We start from the raw sequence: 18,328 nt of genomic DNA, 5'->3' as shown, positions 1-18,328 counted from the left end.
GAGCAAAAGTCTTCCACTTTGATAAGCGGTTAGATGAACTTAAATGAAGAAAGGGAGTTTGTTCGTCATGGATTTTAAGCAAATATTAAAAGCACCGGACGGTCCACCAAGTGATGTTGAGCAGATTAAAGAGGATAGCCATTATTTGCGCGGGACATTAGAAGCAACTATGCAGAATCTTCTAAGTGTAGGAATAAACGATGATGATAATCGTTTAATGAAATTTCATGGCAGTTATTTACAGGATGACCGTGATCTTAGAAGTGAGAGACAAAAGCAAAAGCTTGAACCGGCCTATGGATTTATGCTGCGCGTACGAGCCCCAGGAGGTGTCGTAAGTTCAGAGCAATGGCGTGTTCTTGAGGAGCTTGCTGATAATTATGCCAATGGAGCTTTAAAGCTGACAACACGGCAATCCTTTCAAATGCATGGCATATTAAAATGGAATATGAAAAAGACGATTCAGGAAATTAATAGCATTCTATTAAACACGCTTGCTGCTTGCGGTGACGTAAATCGGAATGTGATGTGCAACCCTAATCCATATCAATCTGAAATTCATTCCGAAGTATATGAATATGCAAAAACTTTAAGTGATTATTTACTGCCGCAAACAAGGGCTTATCACGAAATTTGGCTTGATGAAGAAAAAGTAGCCGGTACGCCGGAAGTAGCTGAAGTTGAACCTATTTACGGAAAGTATTATTTGCCGCGAAAGTTTAAGATTGGCATTGCAGTACCGCCATCAAATGATATTGACGTCTTCTCTCAAGACCTTGGATTTATAGCGATTGTGCAGGAAGGCAATCTTAAAGGCTTTAACATCGTCATTGGAGGAGGAATGGGCTTTACACATGGTGATAAAGCAACTTATCCTCAAGTGGCCAAAGTGATCGGCTTCTGTACACCAGGAAAAATTACTGAAGTGGCAGAAAAGATCATTACCATTCAGCGGGATTACGGAAATCGTTCTGTTCGTAAAAATGCCCGGTTCAAATATACGATTGATCGGTTGGGACTGGAAGTGGTTAAAAAAGAACTTGAAAACCGACTAGGCTGGTGCTTGGAAGAAGCGAGAGCCTATCATTTTAATCATAATGGCGACCGATACGGCTGGGTGAAAGGGATTGATGGAAATTGGCACTTTACCCTTTTTGTTCAAAATGGCCGAGTAATGGATTATCCAAATTATAAATTGAAGACCGGCCTGCGTGAAATTGCAAAAATCCATACTGGAGATTTCCGTCTAACGGCCAATCAAAATTTAATTATCGCTAATGTTTCAACTGAAAAGAAGGAACAGATCGGTGAACTTATCGATAAATATGGATTGATGAATAGTGATTTTTATACAGCCCTTCGTCGCAGTTCTATGGCATGCGTAGCTCTTCCGACTTGTGGATTAGCGATGGCGGAAAGTGAAAGATACTTACCCGTCCTAATCGATAAAATAGAAGAAATAATTGATGAAAACGGTCTGAGAAATGAAGAAATAACCATTCGTATGACCGGCTGTCCTAACGGATGTGCCCGTCCTGCCCTTGGGGAAATTGCTTTTATGGGTAAAGCCCCAGGAAAATATAATATGTATCTCGGTGCAGCCTTTGATGGAAGTCGCCTAAACAAGATGTACCGTGAAAATATTGGTGAGGAAGAGATCTTAAGTGAATTACGTGTGCTGTTTTCACGCTACGCAATAGAACGAGAAGGGAATGAGCGCTTTGGTGATTTTGTCATCCGCGCTGGTATCATAAAAGCTGTAACCGACGGGACGAATTTTCACGAATAATTGAGACGGAGAAAATAGAAGCTGGGATTGATGGCTTCTATTTTTATTTATGTGACAGGGGGATGTGAACGATGTCCCAATCATACAAGTAAGTTGGACACGAAACAAGATAAAGAAGGCAATGTACCACATTCATGGCAACGGATGACGGAAGTAAAAGTAGGAGATCAAATATTTCACTTTGATAGAATTGCATATACCAAAGCGAAGGAACCGTTTATTCAAAATGTAATTAAGAAGGTAAAAGAAGAAAGAGTTAAGTAAATCCTTATCCAAGTAACGGGGAGCGTTAGCGCCATAAAAAGGCCGCCAATTGGGGGCCTTTTTTACACTCTTTTCAATGTATGAAAATATATGAAATCATACATTCAGAAAAAAACCTTCTTCAACTAACGAAGCAGTTTAGTAGAACAATAAAATTATCGGAATTAAACAATTAATGTGTTAACATTATTAATAAGTGGGAAATCGTGGATATTGACTTGGTGTGATAGGAGGGTGGAAATGTACCTAAATATGATGTCTATGGATAATGAGATATTTTGGGGAACTCTTCTAATAATTATCAGTTTGATAATGGGTAGCTTAGCATGGGTTGTTTTTTCTTCTCTAATCCGCAATAACAAGAAAAAAAGATATATATATTTATTGTTATTGCTTGGAGTAGCTGTTATATCTTTAAAAAATGTATTTAATTATTCATCAATTGTTGGTTGGATTGTGGTTTTTATATATTTCATAATTCCACTCACAGATTTTATCTTTAGACATGCAAGAAAAAGGGAATTAAATTAATTTTAGTATTGAATTTATATTCAACTAACAGGTGCTTCGTATTAAAAGGTTAACCAGTAAAAATTACTGGTTGACCTTTTTTTAATAGAATCTATTATATCAGTAGCCAGGGTAGGACGTACGGGTGCGTGGGACATAATCCCCGTGAGCTAAACTGTCCGCCCCCTACTTGTAGAAACATGTTTGAGGCTGGTTGGGACGTAGATCTCGTATAACAAGCGAAGCTATGACACTACATGGAGGACTAGGGGTACTGGTTAGTAAGTAGAGGAGGAAAAAATGATGAATCCAGTAGTTGGTCTGGATGTGGCAAAGGGCGAGAGCCAAGTTCAGGCATTTTTAAATAACTCAAAACCGTATGGAAAGAGCTTTTCAATAAAGCATACTAGAGAGGAATTAGATCATTTTATAGGATTTTTAAAAGAGATCGAAGAGGTAACAGGGAAAATGCCTATGATCATTTTAGAATCTACAGGGCATTATCATACGCCCGTTATTCAATACTTGGAGGAACAAGGGGTCCTATATATCTTACTAAATCCCATTATTTCTTATCAGGCAAAGAAGTCTAGTTTACGAAAGGTAAAAACAGACGCAATCGATGCGTACCAGTTGTGTGTGCTGTATTACAAAGAGGATTTTGAACCTCATAAAATTAGAGGAATTAAGCTTTTAGACCTTCGGAATTTGTCAAGACAACAGGAAATCGTAACGAATATGTATGTGGAAGCTAAACTTCAGTTTCATACTAGTTTAGATCAAGTGTTTCCTGAATACCGAAAGGTTTTTGGCGATTTATTTTCAAAGGTTTCATTATTGATGTTAAAAGAATACCCTACTTCAGAGGCGGTATTAACAGTCGGGGAAAGTAAACTAGCAGAGAGTGTAATGGAGTTCTGTCCTAGCCGATCTGGTCAATGGGCATGGGAAAAATCCAAAAAAATAATGGATTCCGCATCTCGAAATCCATTTCGAACAAACGTGTATCAAAGTCACTTAATTAATCTACGTATGTATATTGAGCTTCTTTTTCAATACCAGGGACACCTTTCCGATTTGGAAGAACGTATCGTTGCCTTGGCAAATGAAGTGGAGGAATACAAGATCATCCAATCGATTCCGGGAATCGGAGAAAAAATCGCTGCCACGATTATCTCTAAGATTGGTGAAATCGATCGGTTTAATCATCCCAAAAAACTCGTTGCCTTCGCTGGAGTCGATCCTAGTGTTCACTCATCAGGTAAGTTTACGGCAACCATCAATCGTATTACTAAAAGAGGTTCGAGTAGACTACGCCATTCTCTGTATCTTGCCGTATTATGCGGGATAAGGAGTTCAAGAAACAAAAAGCTTAAAGTATTCTATGATAAGAAAAAATCAGAAGGAAAGCCTGCCAAAGTGGCGATCGTTGCCTGTATGAATAAACTTCTTCATTGGATTTATGCTTTATTAAAGAGAAAAGAAACGTTCCTTGATTTAGCTTAATTAACGGTTTTGTGAAACAAAGAAAAATCCTTCCAAAAGGGTTTTGGAGGGTTATTTGGCATGGCCAAAAATAGTATAACATAAGGGAAATGAAAATTTTAGAGAAAGATATTGACTTCCTATTAGCTGGTTTAGCTGAAGTTTCTTTATGGAACTATCGGGGCAGAATAGTTCAAAAAAGATAACAAACAATATAAGTGAATAGTTTTGATTGAGAGGAAAAGTAAATGGATAAGGTAAAACTCTATTTAAAATATCGAAAAAAATCATATTTTTTAAAAGCGATACTTTTTATTTCACTTTTTATTATCGTTATCTTAGTATTTGGACCTCCGAAGTATTATGTTGTGCCTATTTTATCAATGATAACAGTTTTCGGTATTTCTGAATTTGTAGAATATAAACGTTGGAAAAAAGATAAGTATTGAATTTAGCATCCTCAACTAACGGGGGCTTGTGCGGCCGAGCCTAGGTCGTATCATATAGCGGGTGGGATTCCCGTCGAGAAAGAACTAGCCATTCACTCGTAGCGAGTCTTGGAGGGCTAATGGTAACATTAGCCTTTAAGCGTAGACAGTTAGGTGGCGGGCCGAAAGCCAAATGGTTGAAGGAATTGAGCTCCATAATGTTAGTAAATCGAGAGGGCTGATGCCTTAAGCACAGCAGAAAGCTACATTTTATCCATCGTTAAAGGCAAGAAGGATAGAACCTCTCTGGAGTCAGAGACCTTGGCACGTCACACATTGATATGATACGGCAACTCGGGAGGCCCTACCGGTCTTTTCTTCTTATAGAAGAGTAGGGTGTACAAGCGATAATAAGCAAGGAAGCCAAATGCCGTTGTAGGGAGTCGGATAGCAGCGTGGTACCAATGAAGTTGGGTAATGCCGATGGAGGAAAGGCTGCTACCAAGTTATCACCCTTACTAGGGGCACATTTACTACACGCAGAGGTAGGGATAATAAATGGACACAAAACTATTGAGGATAGCAGAATTAGCAAAATCTGAGCGAAAGAGATTAGCTATATTTTGTGAATGGTGACTGGAGGAGCCGTGTGCGTAAATAGCGCAAGCACGGTTCTGTGAGGGGGGAGGAACACAATCTACCGCAAGGTAGAGAGGTTCCCTTCTACTCGACTAATTAAGGGTATTGTTTGGAGGGGAAATGTTGATTTTAATATTTTGTTTAACTATCGTAGGGGCGATTCTGGGAATATTAGGTTTCTTATATCAAAGAAGGGCTATTAATAAATTAGTAAAAAAAGAACAACCAATTGATACAAAGGATAAAAAAAACAAGCGTTTATTAAAGCAAAATGTAATCGGTATAGGTTCGATGTTATTAGGTTCGCTATTAGTTCTAATAGCATTAATTTTATCTCTTTTTACCTAATAAGTTTGAATGATATTTTAAGAATCTTATTGAACTAACGGGGTGCTTGTGCGGCCGAGCCTAGGTCGTATCATATAGCGGGTGGGATTCCCGTCGAGAAAGAACTAGCCATTCACTCGTAGCGAGTCTTGGAGGGCTAATGGTAACATTAGCCATTAAGCGTAGACAGTTAGGTGGCGGGCCGAAAGCCAAATGGTTGAAGGGATTGAGCTCCATAATGTTAGTAAATCGAGAGGGCTGATGCCTTAAGCACAGCAGAAAGCTACATTTTATCCATCGTTAAAGGCAAGAAGGATAGAACCTCTCTGGAGTCAGAGACCTTGGCACGTCACACATTGATATGATACGGCAACTCGGGAGACCCTACCGGTCTTTTCTTCTTATAGAAGAGTATGGTGTACAAGCGATAATAAGCAAGAAAGCCAAATGCCATTGTAGGGAGTCGGATAGCAGCGTAGTACCAATGAAGTTGGGTAATGCCGATGGAGGAAAGGCTGCTACCAAGTTATCACCCTTACTAGGGGCACATTTACGACACGCAGAGGTAGGGATAATAAATGGACACAAAACTATTAAGGATAACAGAATTAGCAAAATCTGAGCGAAAGAGATTAGCTATATTTTGTGAATGGTGACTGGAGGAGCCGTGTGCGTAAATAGCGCAAGCACGGTTCTGTGAGGGGGGAGGAACACAATCTACCGCAAGGTAGAGAGGTTCCCTTCTACTCGACTACTTGATTAATGAGTAAAGCCTTTTTCTTATTGAAGTAACGAAGCAGTTTAGTTGAATAAAGATTTGGTATAATAAGCGACAATAAACTAAGTTGATTAAAGGAGAGTCAATATGATTACTGTCCAAAATGCTGAAGGTTTCCTCAAAGAGAAGATTGGTGAAAATACAACTAATGTGGCAAATGATTGGAATGAATTTGTATCGTTTGGAAGACAACCAGTTGAAGGAGAAGAGGAAATAGCTTTACTCTTCCAATGTGGAGTATACGATTTTACAGGAGAAGAATTATTTTATTTTGATTTCGTTAGACAATTTACTGTCTATGAAGATGACGAATATTCTGGGATGGAACAACTCCATTGTGAATTTGTATTTACCCCAACTAATGAACTTAGAAGTTTGGAAGCGTCAGAATGGTATTTTGATTCCGATGGTGATGTGGATGATTTTTACCATTTGGTCGAAAATCTTGAAGAGTTTAAAATAGCATTAAAATTAGAACCTTTACGATTAAATATTTATCAAGAACAGATATAAGTTATTTAACTAACTGTGCTCTGCTTCAATATGGGAAGCAGGGCATTTTTTTTATTGAACTAACGGGTGCATAACTTCAATAAGAAGAAATGCTTTTTTACTACACCAGCTAATAGAGGTTATTTTTTTATTGCATTAAAGGGTGCCAATATTGATAATTAGGAGTAATTGGCAATTCTAAAACAGTTGATACTGTTAAAAACCAACATAAATGAAAATGTTCAAATAAAGATACACTATCTGATGACAAAAAAGTTATTTTAAAATAACTCTAAATCACTGAATTATATGATTTATGAAGATAAGTTTCTATAAACTCAGCCAATCCATCATTTTCGTGGTGTCCTGTAACAAAATCAGCTGCTGCTTTAACCTCTTCGCTAGCGTTCCCCATTGCCACGCCAGTACCGACATGACGAAGCATCTCTATATCATTGGGTCCGTCTCCAATGGCTACGACTTCACTTGGACTAATTCGAAATGCGTGAAGTAAGTTTTTTATAGCAGACCATTTGGAAACATTAGGAGCAACCATTTCAAACCCGTCATTCCAATTGATGACCTCTGCTTCCTTTTTAAACAAAGCGGATAATTCAGGTTTTGGTACACCTGTTCGAACACTATATTTAAGAACATCTTGATAATTTGCCTGTCTTAAATCTCCAATATAACGTGGCGGAATTTGCCCAACTTTTGTCCAATAATCGATTTCTTCATTTGTTTCCTTACAATAAAGCCCATTTGCTGTATGGATAATAACATTACAAGAATTTTCAGCGGTCAGCTGGTGGAATCGTTCTTCGTTCAGTCGGACGGTTTTCATTTGCATAGCTCTTCCTGTCTCTGCATCGTGAATAGCGGCACCATTCAAACAGATCATTGGAGTTTGTAATCCAATTTCTTTATGGTAGGGAGCGGTTACTTCATAGTGTCGACCAGTAGCTAGAAAAACCTTGACTCCCTGATTAATGAGCCTATTAATGGCTTCCATATTTCGGCGGGAAATGTTGTTTGAGGCCTTTAGTAGTGTACCATCCATATCAATAAATATTGCACGCACATTCATTTATACTGCCTCCTCATCGTTGGTAAACCAATCATATCATCTGACTATTAAAGTCTTGTAAACTCAGTGTACAGATTTAATAAAGTTTATTGGGAAGTAAGGGACGGTTCTATGCAAGATAAAAATATTATTCCATTAACGGGTGCTATTGTTGAATAAAACTTAGATTTTCATACGACTTTATTGTTATATTGTTTAGTGTAGTGAAGTATCTTACATTAAAAATTAAATAACTTTATTATCTCTACACATTTGCATACATTACCAATACCTTAAGCGGCACCATCTCGACTTACCGAATCGATCCCAATGGATCACTTTCGGTGGTAAGGCATATTATCAGTACACCGCCAGGTACAGCTCCAGGACTGCCGATGGTTGTTGGAGTGAGTAAAGATGGACGGCATATTTACACCCTTAACGGAAACCAGGGTACAGACTCCGTATTTACTATTCAAGGTGATGGAAGTCTGGTTAGATTGCAGGTTGCTGCTTGGACTAACTTTCCTTACCTTGGATCGCAAGGATTAGCTATTCTTTGATTTTATTAAGTTCACTATATTTGGTGGAATAAAAAATAAGGGGATTTTTAAAAACAGGGCTGCCGACATAATGGCGGCTTTTGTTATGAGACAACATAATTTTCAGCATGAGTGTGAAGCATTGTACTTAAAGTAACGGGTAGCTTTACTTCAATAAGGAGTAAAGCATTTTTCATATTCAAGTAACAGGGCAGGATATTACAATGTCACCTTTTATATATTTTAAACATTCATATAGGAGATATTTGTATTTAGCGTTATTCCTTTATCTTAAGTTCAGAAATGTAGTCTGAAAATAATCTAAAGGCAAGTAAACCTCGCATAATATCCAGCTTTCTGTCGAAATCCTATAGATGGAAAAATTATTGAATATAGGATGTAAGTATGCAGATGAGGGTAGACTAAATATAATTCGGATTATTTAGTCAAAATAATAATGATTTCTATTATATTGTATACAATATAAACGTCTAGTTTACATAATGCTGCTTATCGGAATGTGTAAAAAGCTAATCTTAGCAATAATGACAGTAATATAACTTTTTATTTTCTAGCCTTACAAGTGACAGACATACCGAACATATGTTATGTTGATGTTGTCATTACTACATACTAATGAAGAATAAAGGACGAGGTGTATGAATATGAACAAAACTGAACTAGTGAATACGGTAGCCGTACAAGCTGAACTAACAAAAGGAGACGCTAAAAAGGCTGTTGATGCATTGATTGAAACGATCTCTGTTACGCTTGCTAAAGAAGAAAAAATCCAATTAGTTGGATTTGGCACATTTGAAGTGCGCGACCGAGCAGCACGAACAGGTAGAAACCCACAAACAGGAGAAGAAATGCAAATTGCTGCATCTAAAGTTCCTGCTTTTAAACCAGGTAAGGAATTAAAAGAGGCTGTTAAATAATATAAATAGATCTATTTATAATAGTGTAAAGATACTCTGGGGATGAGATATTCTCCAGAGTGTTTTCTATTTAAAATAGTATTCTTTCTGTTTTATTCGATGGATGTGAATTTAAAATTCATTTTGATCATTTGTAATTTGTTTCTGTCAGGGATAGACGATTCGGTCATGAACTGTTCTGTGATGAACGAGCAAGCATGGAGGCTACATATAATGGGTTAACCTTCACCAATATTGGCTGCCCTTTATGAGTAGCCTTTTTTGTGTCCTTTCATGAAGGGGGGATTAAAAAGGTTGGTTTTTTATGTTGACTAGTATAATGGGTTATGTAGAATTTGATGTTAATAAATTGAGATCAGGATTAGCGAATAATTGACCTATTAAAAGAGCCAATTGGCTCTTTGGTTGACCTTTCAGTATATTTATTGGATTAAATTAGGCAAATTTTCCTTTGGTGCATTAACATCAGAGACGTGTTTCGGTTTGATCATTCGTTAGCCGGTGGACGATTGTGTCGATAATTTCTGAATCTGGCCAATGCATCTATAATCCGAATACGTTAGAAAGCAGAAATCATGTGTGAAGATAGCGATTGTGTCGCACAGAGTTTTTGTGTTAGAAGCGAATTAAAGACTTCCCGGAGGAATTGACAGCTGCTGGATTAAAGCTTTGATTGAGTCCCTCTTGACTCATGAGTACGCCCGTTGAAGCCTCTAACTGTAACTTTTGGAGATATCTTGTACATGCTTTAAGTGTTAATTTGCACGTCCAACTTGTAATTCCAGATACCTTTACATGAGAAGATTAGCTGGGATTAACGTCCAAAAGGTAATACTTTTAAACGACTTTATTTTTAATGTAGTTCAATTTCATAGCGTAATAATGCAGGTTCAAGCGTGTAAATTTAAACAACTATATTGTCACTACACAGCTATAATAGAGGGTGTTCAAAAAGTCTGATTTTAAGTTTTGTCGATTCTCATCGCTCTTCTTTTTGAACTGCACTTATAGATTCATAAATAAATGATAGAAAGTTTGATAAAATGGCTATTTATCTTGAATTCCCAAAATTAAGCAGAGATTTTCCGTTTCGTTGTCTAGTGAATGATGGAAGCATACTAACTACTCCACACTGGCATAAAGAGATCGAAATTATTTTAATTACTAAGGGGAAGGTCAATCTTGGTATCAATGATCGATTGATGCAGCTAAAAGAAAACGAAGCAGTAATCATCAATGGTGGGGACGTCCACTATGTTCTTGCATCTCCAGGAAGTGAGCGCCTTGTTTTTCAGTTTGAATTAAATTTGTTTAACGATACAGTGTTTGTAAATCATACACCAATTACTCTTAAAGAGTTATTTGGCCGAATTGAATATTTTAGTCCTTCCTGGAAACCAGATGTTCAAAATAAAATAATTGAGCTCTTAAAATTAATATATATGGAGGAAGAAAATAAGGATATTGGATATATTTATTCGATTAAAGGGAAATTGTACGAATTAGTTACCATTTTATTTAGAGAGATGACCCATTCCAATGTGTCATATGAAGGAAAGACCGATGTGAATTCTAAAGAAATCCTGGAGCAGTTAGCACTCGTTTTTCAGTATATTGAAAGAAATTATACACATCCAATCAAATTAGAGGACGCTGCCAAAATCATCGGATTTTCAACATGTTATTTTACGAAGTTTTTTAAAAAATACACGGGTAAAACCTTTGTGACATTTTTAAATGAATACAGGATTGATAAAGCGAAGTGGATATTATTAAATGAAGATATCCTAGTCACTGAGCTTATAGAAAGAGTTGGATTGGGTAGTAATAAAACCTTTTATCGCCTTTTCAAACAACTTATCGGAGTATCTCCATTGACCTTTAAGAGGTTGGCGAGGGAAGGTAAATAAAGAGCTTTGGAGATAGGGTTTTCCAGGTGATAGGAAAGTATAACCAACCAAGCAGCCAGCATCTAACGTACTTCAAGCTACCCCCTAACGATCAGTCAACATTGATTCAGCATGTTTCCCGCCTAGATGGGAGATTACGATTCAGCTACTTTTCCAAGAATCTACTGAAAGAGGCACTCAAACAATGATGAGCTAAATAGATGTAACCGAAGAGATTGCTATATCGTCGTTAAGGTTGTACTGAATCTAGTACAACCTCTATTTATTATTCATCAATACATGCCAATTGTTCTACAATGTATTCCCTCAACTCTCCCTTTATATCATCCAAGGATTCATCGAGAAGTTCACCAATAATCGTGCTTCAAGGAAAGTTGATTGAAGTGGGTCAGTACCTTCTTTGGAAATCCAGCATCAAAACCCAAACCGTTCTTATCAAAAATAAATCTATTCTCAGTTTATAATTTTTTATTAACTCTCTTAATACGTACAAACCCTTTCATAAGGGGTCACTATGTTACTTAACTTTGAATGCATTTTCACCATTTTGTTAGCGGAGGACAAAATATGAGAATAAGTTGACAAAAATAAGGGATATAAAAATTCGTGGAAAGAGGTAATATGAGCATATAGAGAGAGAAGACTTTAATAATCAAATGTTTTTAAGAGTATCAGAATCAAAAATCAGAATCCTGTATATAGGCTATCTCATTATTGACAGCGTTTGAATATTAAATGATTACTATATAAATAAATAATTATCAGAATATTCAGTTATTTAAAATGAGCATAAAGTATGGATTCATTCTTAAATGGAAGGAAGTACAACTAATGAAACTACGAAATGATTTTTTATGGGGTGGAGCAATATCTGCCAATCAAACGGAAGGATCCTATCTAGTAGATGGAAAAGGATTATCTAACTTCGATATGTTACCTATGAATGATAAACGTCTTAAAGACGTCATGCTAGATGAACCAAATATCTTTAACGAGGAAAATCAACATTATCCAAGCCATACAGGGATTGATTTTTATCATAGCTATAAGGAGGACATTGCTCTATTAGCAGAGATGGGCATCAAATGCTTCCGGTTCTCCATCTCTTGGCCACGTATTTTTCCAAATGGAGATGATGCACAACCAAATGAAATGGGATTAGCCTTTTATGATGCGGTGTTAGTAGAACTTGAGAAATATCAGATTGAACCTATGATTACCATTAGTCATTTCGATATACCGATGCAATTAGTGAATAAGTACGGTGGTTGGTCTAATAGGAAAGTAGTCACTTATTATCTAAATTATGCAGAAACCCTTATGAACCGTTATCGCCATCAAGTGAAATATTGGGTTCCGTTTAATGAAATGAATATGGTTATGCATATTCCGTTTATTGGAGGAGGTCTTGCCTTCTCGAAGGATGAAAACAAATTACAAAGGAAATATCAAGCAGCTCACCATCAATTACTAGCTAATGCATTAACAATTGAGGCTGGAAAAAAAATAAATCCAGACTTTAAATTTGGTTGCATGTTAGCAGCGGGAAAAACATATCCGTATACATGTAAACCAGAGGATGTTTTTGCTGCATTGGAAAGTGATAAACACAATTTGTTCTTCTCTGATGTACAGGTCTATGGTAAATATCCGAACTATATTGATTATTATTTTGCGAAGAATGATATTCAAATCGATACAAACCTAGAGGATTTCGAGGTATTAAAAAATCACACTGTGGATTATGTATCATTCAGTTATTATTCTAGCGCATGTACAGCTGCTTCTGTGGAAGGGTTAGAAAAAACGAAGACAAATGGCTTTGAGACGGTCAAAAACCCACATCTTCCACCTTCAAATAGTGTCTGGCAAGTCGATCCGATTGGTTTACGGATTACTATGAATCAATTGTATGACCGTTATCATTTGCCATTGTTCATTGTTGAAAACGGATTAGGTACCCCTGATCATCAGGATTCCACAAATAGGGTCAATGATGATTACCGTATTTCCTATCTAGCAGATCACATTAAAAATATGATCCAAGCCGTTGAGGAAGACGGAGTGGAATTGTTAGGCTACCTTACTTGGGGATGCATTGATTTAGTGAGTGTCAGCGAAGGGAAAATCTCTAAACGCTATGGTTTCATTTATGTTGATAGTGATGACAAAGGCAATGGATCGAATAAACGGTATAAAAAGGATAGCTATTATTGGTATCAAAAAGTGATTGAAAGTAATGGGAAAGTACTTTACTGAACTGAAATGACCATTGGAGCTTTCCTCAATAGATCAAAACAAGTAGAAAGAGGTTTTACAATTTGAATCAGTTTTCTAATGAAAATTCAGCATTGATAGAACAAACGGTAGATAAAGAGACGATTAAGTTTCATGAAACATTGTTTACATTGTCAAATGGGCATATTGGCATAAGAGGTAGTCTGGAAGAAAGTGATTTAGATTGGGATTATGCAGAAAATATTGGCACATATGTGAACGGTTATTTCGAAAAGGCACCAATCCAATACGGGGAGTGGGCCTATGGGTATGCCAAAAATCATCAAACAATTTGTAAATTACCAAATAGCCATCTCATCAGTTTCTCCATAGATGGGGAATGGTTCAATTTGGGAACTGGTACGACGACAAATCATCAACGTACCTTAGATTTGCAACAGGGATTATTAATTAGAACATTTACTTGGGAAAGCTCGAATGGGAAGAAAGTAGATGCTCGAATTGAGCGTTTGGTTTCTTATGATTTTCCAGAGTTATTGTTAGTCTCTTATCAGCTTACACCGCTTAACTTCGATGGAGAAATTGTGTTTCAAAATAAAGTACAGAGAACATTGAAGGAAGTGGCAGATTCTGATGATCCACGAGTAGCATCAGGGCATGGAAAACAGATCGCTACTAAAGCTGTCGATACCAAAGGGCTACCAATGATGTTAGTTTCTACTTTGAACAGTCACTTACACATCTGGTGTACAGCGAAGGCTATTGTGGGAATGGGGCGTACAACTAAACAAGAAACAACCTTACAAGATGAAGCAATCATGACCACTACTGCTTTTGAGGCTAAAGCAGGAAAACCTATTCAGCTAGTTGTTGTTGCGGGATATGGCGATAAATTTAATGAAGAATCTAAAAAAGAGCACTTTGCCGAAAAATTAGAACAGGTTATTCAAGAGGCAAGCCGTTTAGGGTATGAAGAAATAAAACACATGCATATTTCGAATATGGCTAATTTTTGGAGGGGTAGTGATGTCCAATTAGCAGGTGATGACCAACTACAATTAGGCTTACGATTTAATTTATTCCATTTAAATCAAGCGGCTGGTAGAGACGGATTAACGAACATAGCGGCAAAGGGATTAACTGGCGATGGCTATGAAGGTCATTATTTCTGGGATACGGAAATGTACATGTTACCATTTTTCATCTATACCCAACCAAACGTGGCTAGACAATTGTTGTCCTATAGACACTCTATTTTACCAAAAGCACGAGAAAGAGCACGAGACCTTGGTGTGGAACAGGGTGCACTTTATGCCTGGCGTACAATTGATGGGGAGGAATGTAGTGCCTATTATCCTGCGGGAACTGCGCAATTCCATATCAATGCCGATATTGCCCATGGTGTTAAGGTGTATTATGAGGCAACTCAGGATGCCGATTTTATGCGCAAACATGGATTAGAAATATTAATCGAAACGGCACGCTTCTGGGTAACATTCGGAGACTTTATCCCGGAAAAAGGCAATCACTTTTGTTTGAATGGTGTAACGGGTCCTGATGAATATACGGCTATTGTAAATAACAATTATTATACGAACCTAATGGCTAAACACAATCTATTATTTGCAGCCAATATGGTAAATCACTATCAAGAAGATTTGGCATTCGAAGGTTTATCTAAACGTTTGAACTTTGATCTGCAAGAAGTGGAGAAATGGCAGGAAGCCGGTAATCAAATGTATCTTCCTTATGATGAAGAGCGGAAGCTGACGAAGCAGGATGACTCGTTTTTTGATAAGGCTGTGTGGAATTTTGAGAATACACCTAGAGAGAAATATCCATTATTGCTTCATTATCACCCACTGACTATATATCGTTATCAAGTAAATAAACAGGCTGATACGGTACTAGCTGCATTTCTTTACGGAGAAGATTTTGCTTTGGAGCAAAAAAAGCGTGATTATCATTATTATGAAAAAATCACAACTCACGACTCCTCGTTATCTCATTCTGTTTTCGGCATGATGGCTAGTGAAATTGGAGAAAAGGAAAAAGCGTATAAATACTTCATGAATACAGCCTTAATGGATTTGAATGATATGCAAAAAAACACAAAGGATGGAATTCATGCTGCTAATATGGGCGGAACGTGGATGAGCCTAATTTATGGATTTGCTGGTATGAAGGTCGTAAACAATCAACTAGGATTCTCACCACGAATTCCTGAACAGTGGGGAAAATTAAGTTTTCAAGTGTATTTTCATAATCAATTAATTCGGATTGAAATGACACATGATGTGACCGAGTATCGCTTATTAGAGGGGGAATCTCTAGAGCTTTTCCATCAAGGGGGAAAATTACTTCTGAACACCAATCATCTGGTAATTATAGAGAATTGACATCTTAAGAAAAATGGGGAGTAGTGATGGTATGCAGGTAGTTCTATTCGATTTGGACGGTGTTATTGCTGATACGGCTAAATACCATTTTCTGGCTTGGAAACACCTTAGTGAAAAAATAGGCGTGACGATTGATGAGGAGTTCAATGAGCAACTCAAAGGGATTAGTCGGATGGAATCATTAGAGAGAATTTTAGAGTTGGGACAAAAAAGTGATCAATATAGCTTGGTTGAGAAGGAAAAAATGGCGGATGATAAAAACGAGCTCTATATCGAGTTAATCCAAACTATTACTCCCGAGGATGCTCTACCACAAATCCCACAAGTTTTAGCTAGCTTAAAAGATAAAGAGATAAAAATTGGTTTGGCATCAGCAAGCAAAAATGGGCCGTTGCTATTAGATTTATTGGGTTTAACGGAATTTTTCGATTGCATTGTTGATCCTACCAGTGTAGTAGCGGGGAAACCTGCACCAGATATCTTCCTAAAAGGCAGTGAATTGTTAGGAGTTCAACCGAGTCAGTGTGTTGGAATTGAGGATGCTTCAGCTGGTGTTTGGGCGATCAAGGATGCAGGAATGACCGCGATTGCGATCGGTGACGTAATAAACTTAGCACATGCAGATAAGGTTCTTTCTTCAACCTGTGAGTTAACTAGCAATGTGATCACACAAGTGTGGCATGAGAACCATAAGTGAGCCATTAGATATCAACTTGACGACTGTACATGATAATTAAGGGGAGTAAGAATGATGAAAAAAGATTATAAACAAACCGCAAAGCTCATTGTCGACAATGTTGGCGGTAAAGAAAACATCATAGATTTAGTTCATTGTATGACCCGACTTCGCTTCCGTTTAAAAGATACTTCCTTGGCGAATGAAGTGCAATTAAAAAATATCGATCATGTAGCAGGTGTGGTGGAAACAGCTAGCCAATATCAGGTAGTAATCGGGAATGAAGTGAATGCTGTCTATAAAGAAGTGCTAGCTCTCGGTATTAAAAGCCCTGAGGATGCAGAGGAACCCAATACTCAAAAAAAGAAAACAGGCTTCTTGAATAATATTATTGAGACCATTACCGGATGTATGACGCCAATGATCCCGGCTTTAACAGCTGCCGGTATGATTAAGGTTATATTATCATTAATAATGACATTTGATTTGATGTCAAAAACATCAGATACCTATCGTTTATTGGACATTATCGGGGATGCGGCGTTTTATTTCATGCCGATTCTGTTAGCGGTCAATGCGTCTAGAATGTTTAAAGTAAATACGTCATTAGCTGTAATTGTTGCTGGTGTACTCTTGCACCCTAACTTTGCTGCTTGGATTGCATCAGGGGACCCTATTTCATTCATCGGTCTTCCGGTACCAGCCGTTATTTATGCAGCCTCTGTGATCCCAGTATTATTGATAGTTTGGATCATGTCTTATATTGAGAAATATGTAGATAAAGTAGTACCTAATATGTTAAAAATCATTTTAAGCCCGACTTTAATACTCTTAATTAGTGCTCCAATCGCTTTGATTGTAGTAGGTCCTTTAGGTAATTTTGCAGGACAAGGCTTAGCAGGTTTGATTAATTTACTGCAGGGTAGCCTTGGATTAGTTATGGTAGCCTTGTTAGCTGCAGCATTCCCGTTCATTGTTATGACTGGGATGCATCACGCTTTAACACCAATATTTATTTCTACCTTTGCTGCAACTGGACAAGAGGCTTTAATTCTTGTCGCTCAGGTTTGTGCAAACTTAGCTCAAGGTGGGGCAACATTGGCTGTAGCAGTTCGAACTAAGAGTAAAGCAATGAAACAATTAGCTTCCTCAGCAGGTATTTCCGCAGTAATGGGGATTACGGAACCGTCTTTATACGGTGTAACGTTAAAACTAAAAAAACCAGCCATTGCCTCAGCAATTGGTGCCGGTATTGCAGGGTGTTTCGCGGGAATTATGCATGTAACCCTATATGTACCACAAAATAGCTTCATGGCCATTCTCGGATTCTCTGGTGATAAAGGAGTATCAAACATTGTCAGTGGACTGATCATGATGGTCTTAGCTTTTATTGCATCATTCGTCATTTGTCTCGTTCTTGGATTTAAAGACCTAGAAGAAAAATAATGAATATTCGATAAGAAGGTCATACAAACCTTTACTATGAATGTAACCTATACGTTGTATAGTAAATGTTTTCAATTAACGATAAATATTTAAGAATGAAGAACAGGATGGCGGAAACGTCATCCTGTTTCATTATAACGACAATTGAGCGAACGAGGTTAATATAATAAAGCAGACAGTCCTATTAATCGTCTTAATTAAATAAAAAATATAATTCAGGTTTAATTGTTGTCGATTTGAAACAAAGTTATACTGTTTATAAAAAAGTCGTACCGTTTTGAAGAAAGTTTAACCGTTTATAAAAAAGATGAACTGGAATGATTCACACTCCGATTTTTCTTATTTAACTATTGGGAAATTAGTCGAAGCAAGGTTCCATTGAAATAGCCTTATTAGCTCTA

General features: G+C 37.2%; 14 protein-coding genes and 2 pseudogenes. 14 read left to right on the top strand and 2 right to left on the bottom strand.

Annotation, left to right across the window (positions count from 1 at the left end):
• Positions 1 to 67: 67 nt before the first annotated feature.
• From cysI to AC625_RS12375, 7 genes are all read left to right on the top strand, one after another.
• Complete coding sequence (cysI, locus tag AC625_RS12405) at positions 68 to 1,789, top strand: assimilatory sulfite reductase (NADPH) hemoprotein subunit (RefSeq protein WP_049681551.1); 1,722 nt, start codon at positions 68 to 70, stop codon at positions 1,787 to 1,789.
• 30 nt (positions 1,790 to 1,819) lie between these two features.
• Positions 1,820 to 2,053 carry a hypothetical protein gene (locus AC625_RS26780; RefSeq protein WP_180320098.1) on the top strand — a complete coding sequence of 78 codons (234 nt, stop codon included), beginning with the start codon at positions 1,820 to 1,822 and terminating at the stop codon, positions 2,051 to 2,053.
• A gap of 240 nt (positions 2,054 to 2,293) precedes the next feature.
• Complete coding sequence (locus AC625_RS12400; RefSeq protein WP_049681550.1) at positions 2,294 to 2,584, top strand: hypothetical protein; 291 nt, start codon at positions 2,294 to 2,296, stop codon at positions 2,582 to 2,584.
• A 282-nt stretch (positions 2,585 to 2,866) separates the two neighbouring features.
• Positions 2,867 to 4,069 carry an IS110 family RNA-guided transposase gene (locus tag AC625_RS12395; protein ID WP_049681549.1) on the top strand — a complete coding sequence of 401 codons (1,203 nt, stop codon included), beginning with the start codon at positions 2,867 to 2,869 and terminating at the stop codon, positions 4,067 to 4,069.
• A 227-nt stretch (positions 4,070 to 4,296) separates the two neighbouring features.
• The gene (locus AC625_RS12390) at positions 4,297 to 4,497 is read left to right on the top strand and encodes a hypothetical protein (RefSeq protein ID WP_049681548.1); all 201 of its coding nucleotides are present in this window, start codon (positions 4,297 to 4,299) and stop codon (positions 4,495 to 4,497) included.
• A 738-nt stretch (positions 4,498 to 5,235) separates the two neighbouring features.
• A complete protein-coding gene (locus AC625_RS12385) occupies positions 5,236 to 5,463 on the top strand; it encodes a hypothetical protein (protein ID WP_049681547.1) in 228 nt (75 codons plus the stop codon).
• Between the two features lie 844 nt (positions 5,464 to 6,307).
• Positions 6,308 to 6,733, top strand: a complete 426-nt coding sequence (locus AC625_RS12375) for a hypothetical protein (protein WP_049681545.1) — start codon at positions 6,308 to 6,310, stop codon at positions 6,731 to 6,733.
• A gap of 271 nt (positions 6,734 to 7,004) precedes the next feature.
• Here the strand turns inward: AC625_RS12375 and AC625_RS12370 are convergent, their stop codons facing one another.
• Positions 7,005 to 7,799, bottom strand: a complete 795-nt coding sequence (locus AC625_RS12370; protein ID WP_049681544.1) for a Cof-type HAD-IIB family hydrolase — start codon at positions 7,797 to 7,799, stop codon at positions 7,005 to 7,007.
• 251 nt (positions 7,800 to 8,050) lie between these two features.
• Here AC625_RS12370 and AC625_RS12365 point away from each other — a divergent pair.
• A pseudogene (locus tag AC625_RS12365) lies at positions 8,051 to 8,341 on the top strand (beta-propeller fold lactonase family protein); the annotation flags it as partial.
• Between the two features lie 644 nt (positions 8,342 to 8,985).
• Positions 8,986 to 9,258, top strand: coding sequence for an HU family DNA-binding protein (locus tag AC625_RS12360; RefSeq protein ID WP_049681542.1), 273 nt, complete (start codon positions 8,986 to 8,988; stop codon positions 9,256 to 9,258).
• Between the two features lie 562 nt (positions 9,259 to 9,820).
• On the opposite strand, the pseudogene AC625_RS26775 reads toward AC625_RS12360, so the two are convergent.
• Positions 9,821 to 9,978, bottom strand: a pseudogene (locus AC625_RS26775) (IS4 family transposase); the annotation flags it as partial.
• Between the two features lie 323 nt (positions 9,979 to 10,301).
• Here AC625_RS26775 and AC625_RS12355 point away from each other — a divergent pair.
• From AC625_RS12355 to AC625_RS12335, 5 genes are all read left to right on the top strand, one after another.
• On the top strand, positions 10,302 to 11,168 hold the full coding sequence (locus AC625_RS12355; protein ID WP_049681541.1) for an AraC family transcriptional regulator: 867 nt from the start codon (positions 10,302 to 10,304) through the stop codon (positions 11,166 to 11,168).
• 831 nt (positions 11,169 to 11,999) lie between these two features.
• Entirely contained in the window at positions 12,000 to 13,427 is a 1,428-nt protein-coding gene (locus tag AC625_RS12350) for a 6-phospho-beta-glucosidase (protein ID WP_049681540.1), read from the top strand.
• Between the two features lie 62 nt (positions 13,428 to 13,489).
• On the top strand, positions 13,490 to 15,805 hold the full coding sequence (locus AC625_RS12345) for a glycoside hydrolase family 65 protein (protein WP_049681539.1): 2,316 nt from the start codon (positions 13,490 to 13,492) through the stop codon (positions 15,803 to 15,805).
• 31 nt (positions 15,806 to 15,836) lie between these two features.
• A complete protein-coding gene (pgmB, locus tag AC625_RS12340; protein ID WP_156187521.1) occupies positions 15,837 to 16,502 on the top strand; it encodes a beta-phosphoglucomutase in 666 nt (221 codons plus the stop codon).
• A gap of 54 nt (positions 16,503 to 16,556) precedes the next feature.
• Positions 16,557 to 17,927 (top strand): PTS transporter subunit EIIC, encoded by a 1,371-nt coding sequence (locus tag AC625_RS12335; RefSeq protein ID WP_049683715.1) that lies wholly within the window; start codon positions 16,557 to 16,559, stop codon positions 17,925 to 17,927.
• Positions 17,928 to 18,328: the final 401 nt, after the last annotated feature.

Source organism: Peribacillus loiseleuriae (genome assembly GCF_001183985.1).
Lineage (GTDB): Bacteria > Bacillota > Bacilli > Bacillales > DSM-1321 > Peribacillus > Peribacillus loiseleuriae.
The sequence above is the reverse complement of the archived record's forward strand: the minus strand, read 5'-3'. Positions and strand labels throughout refer to the sequence as shown.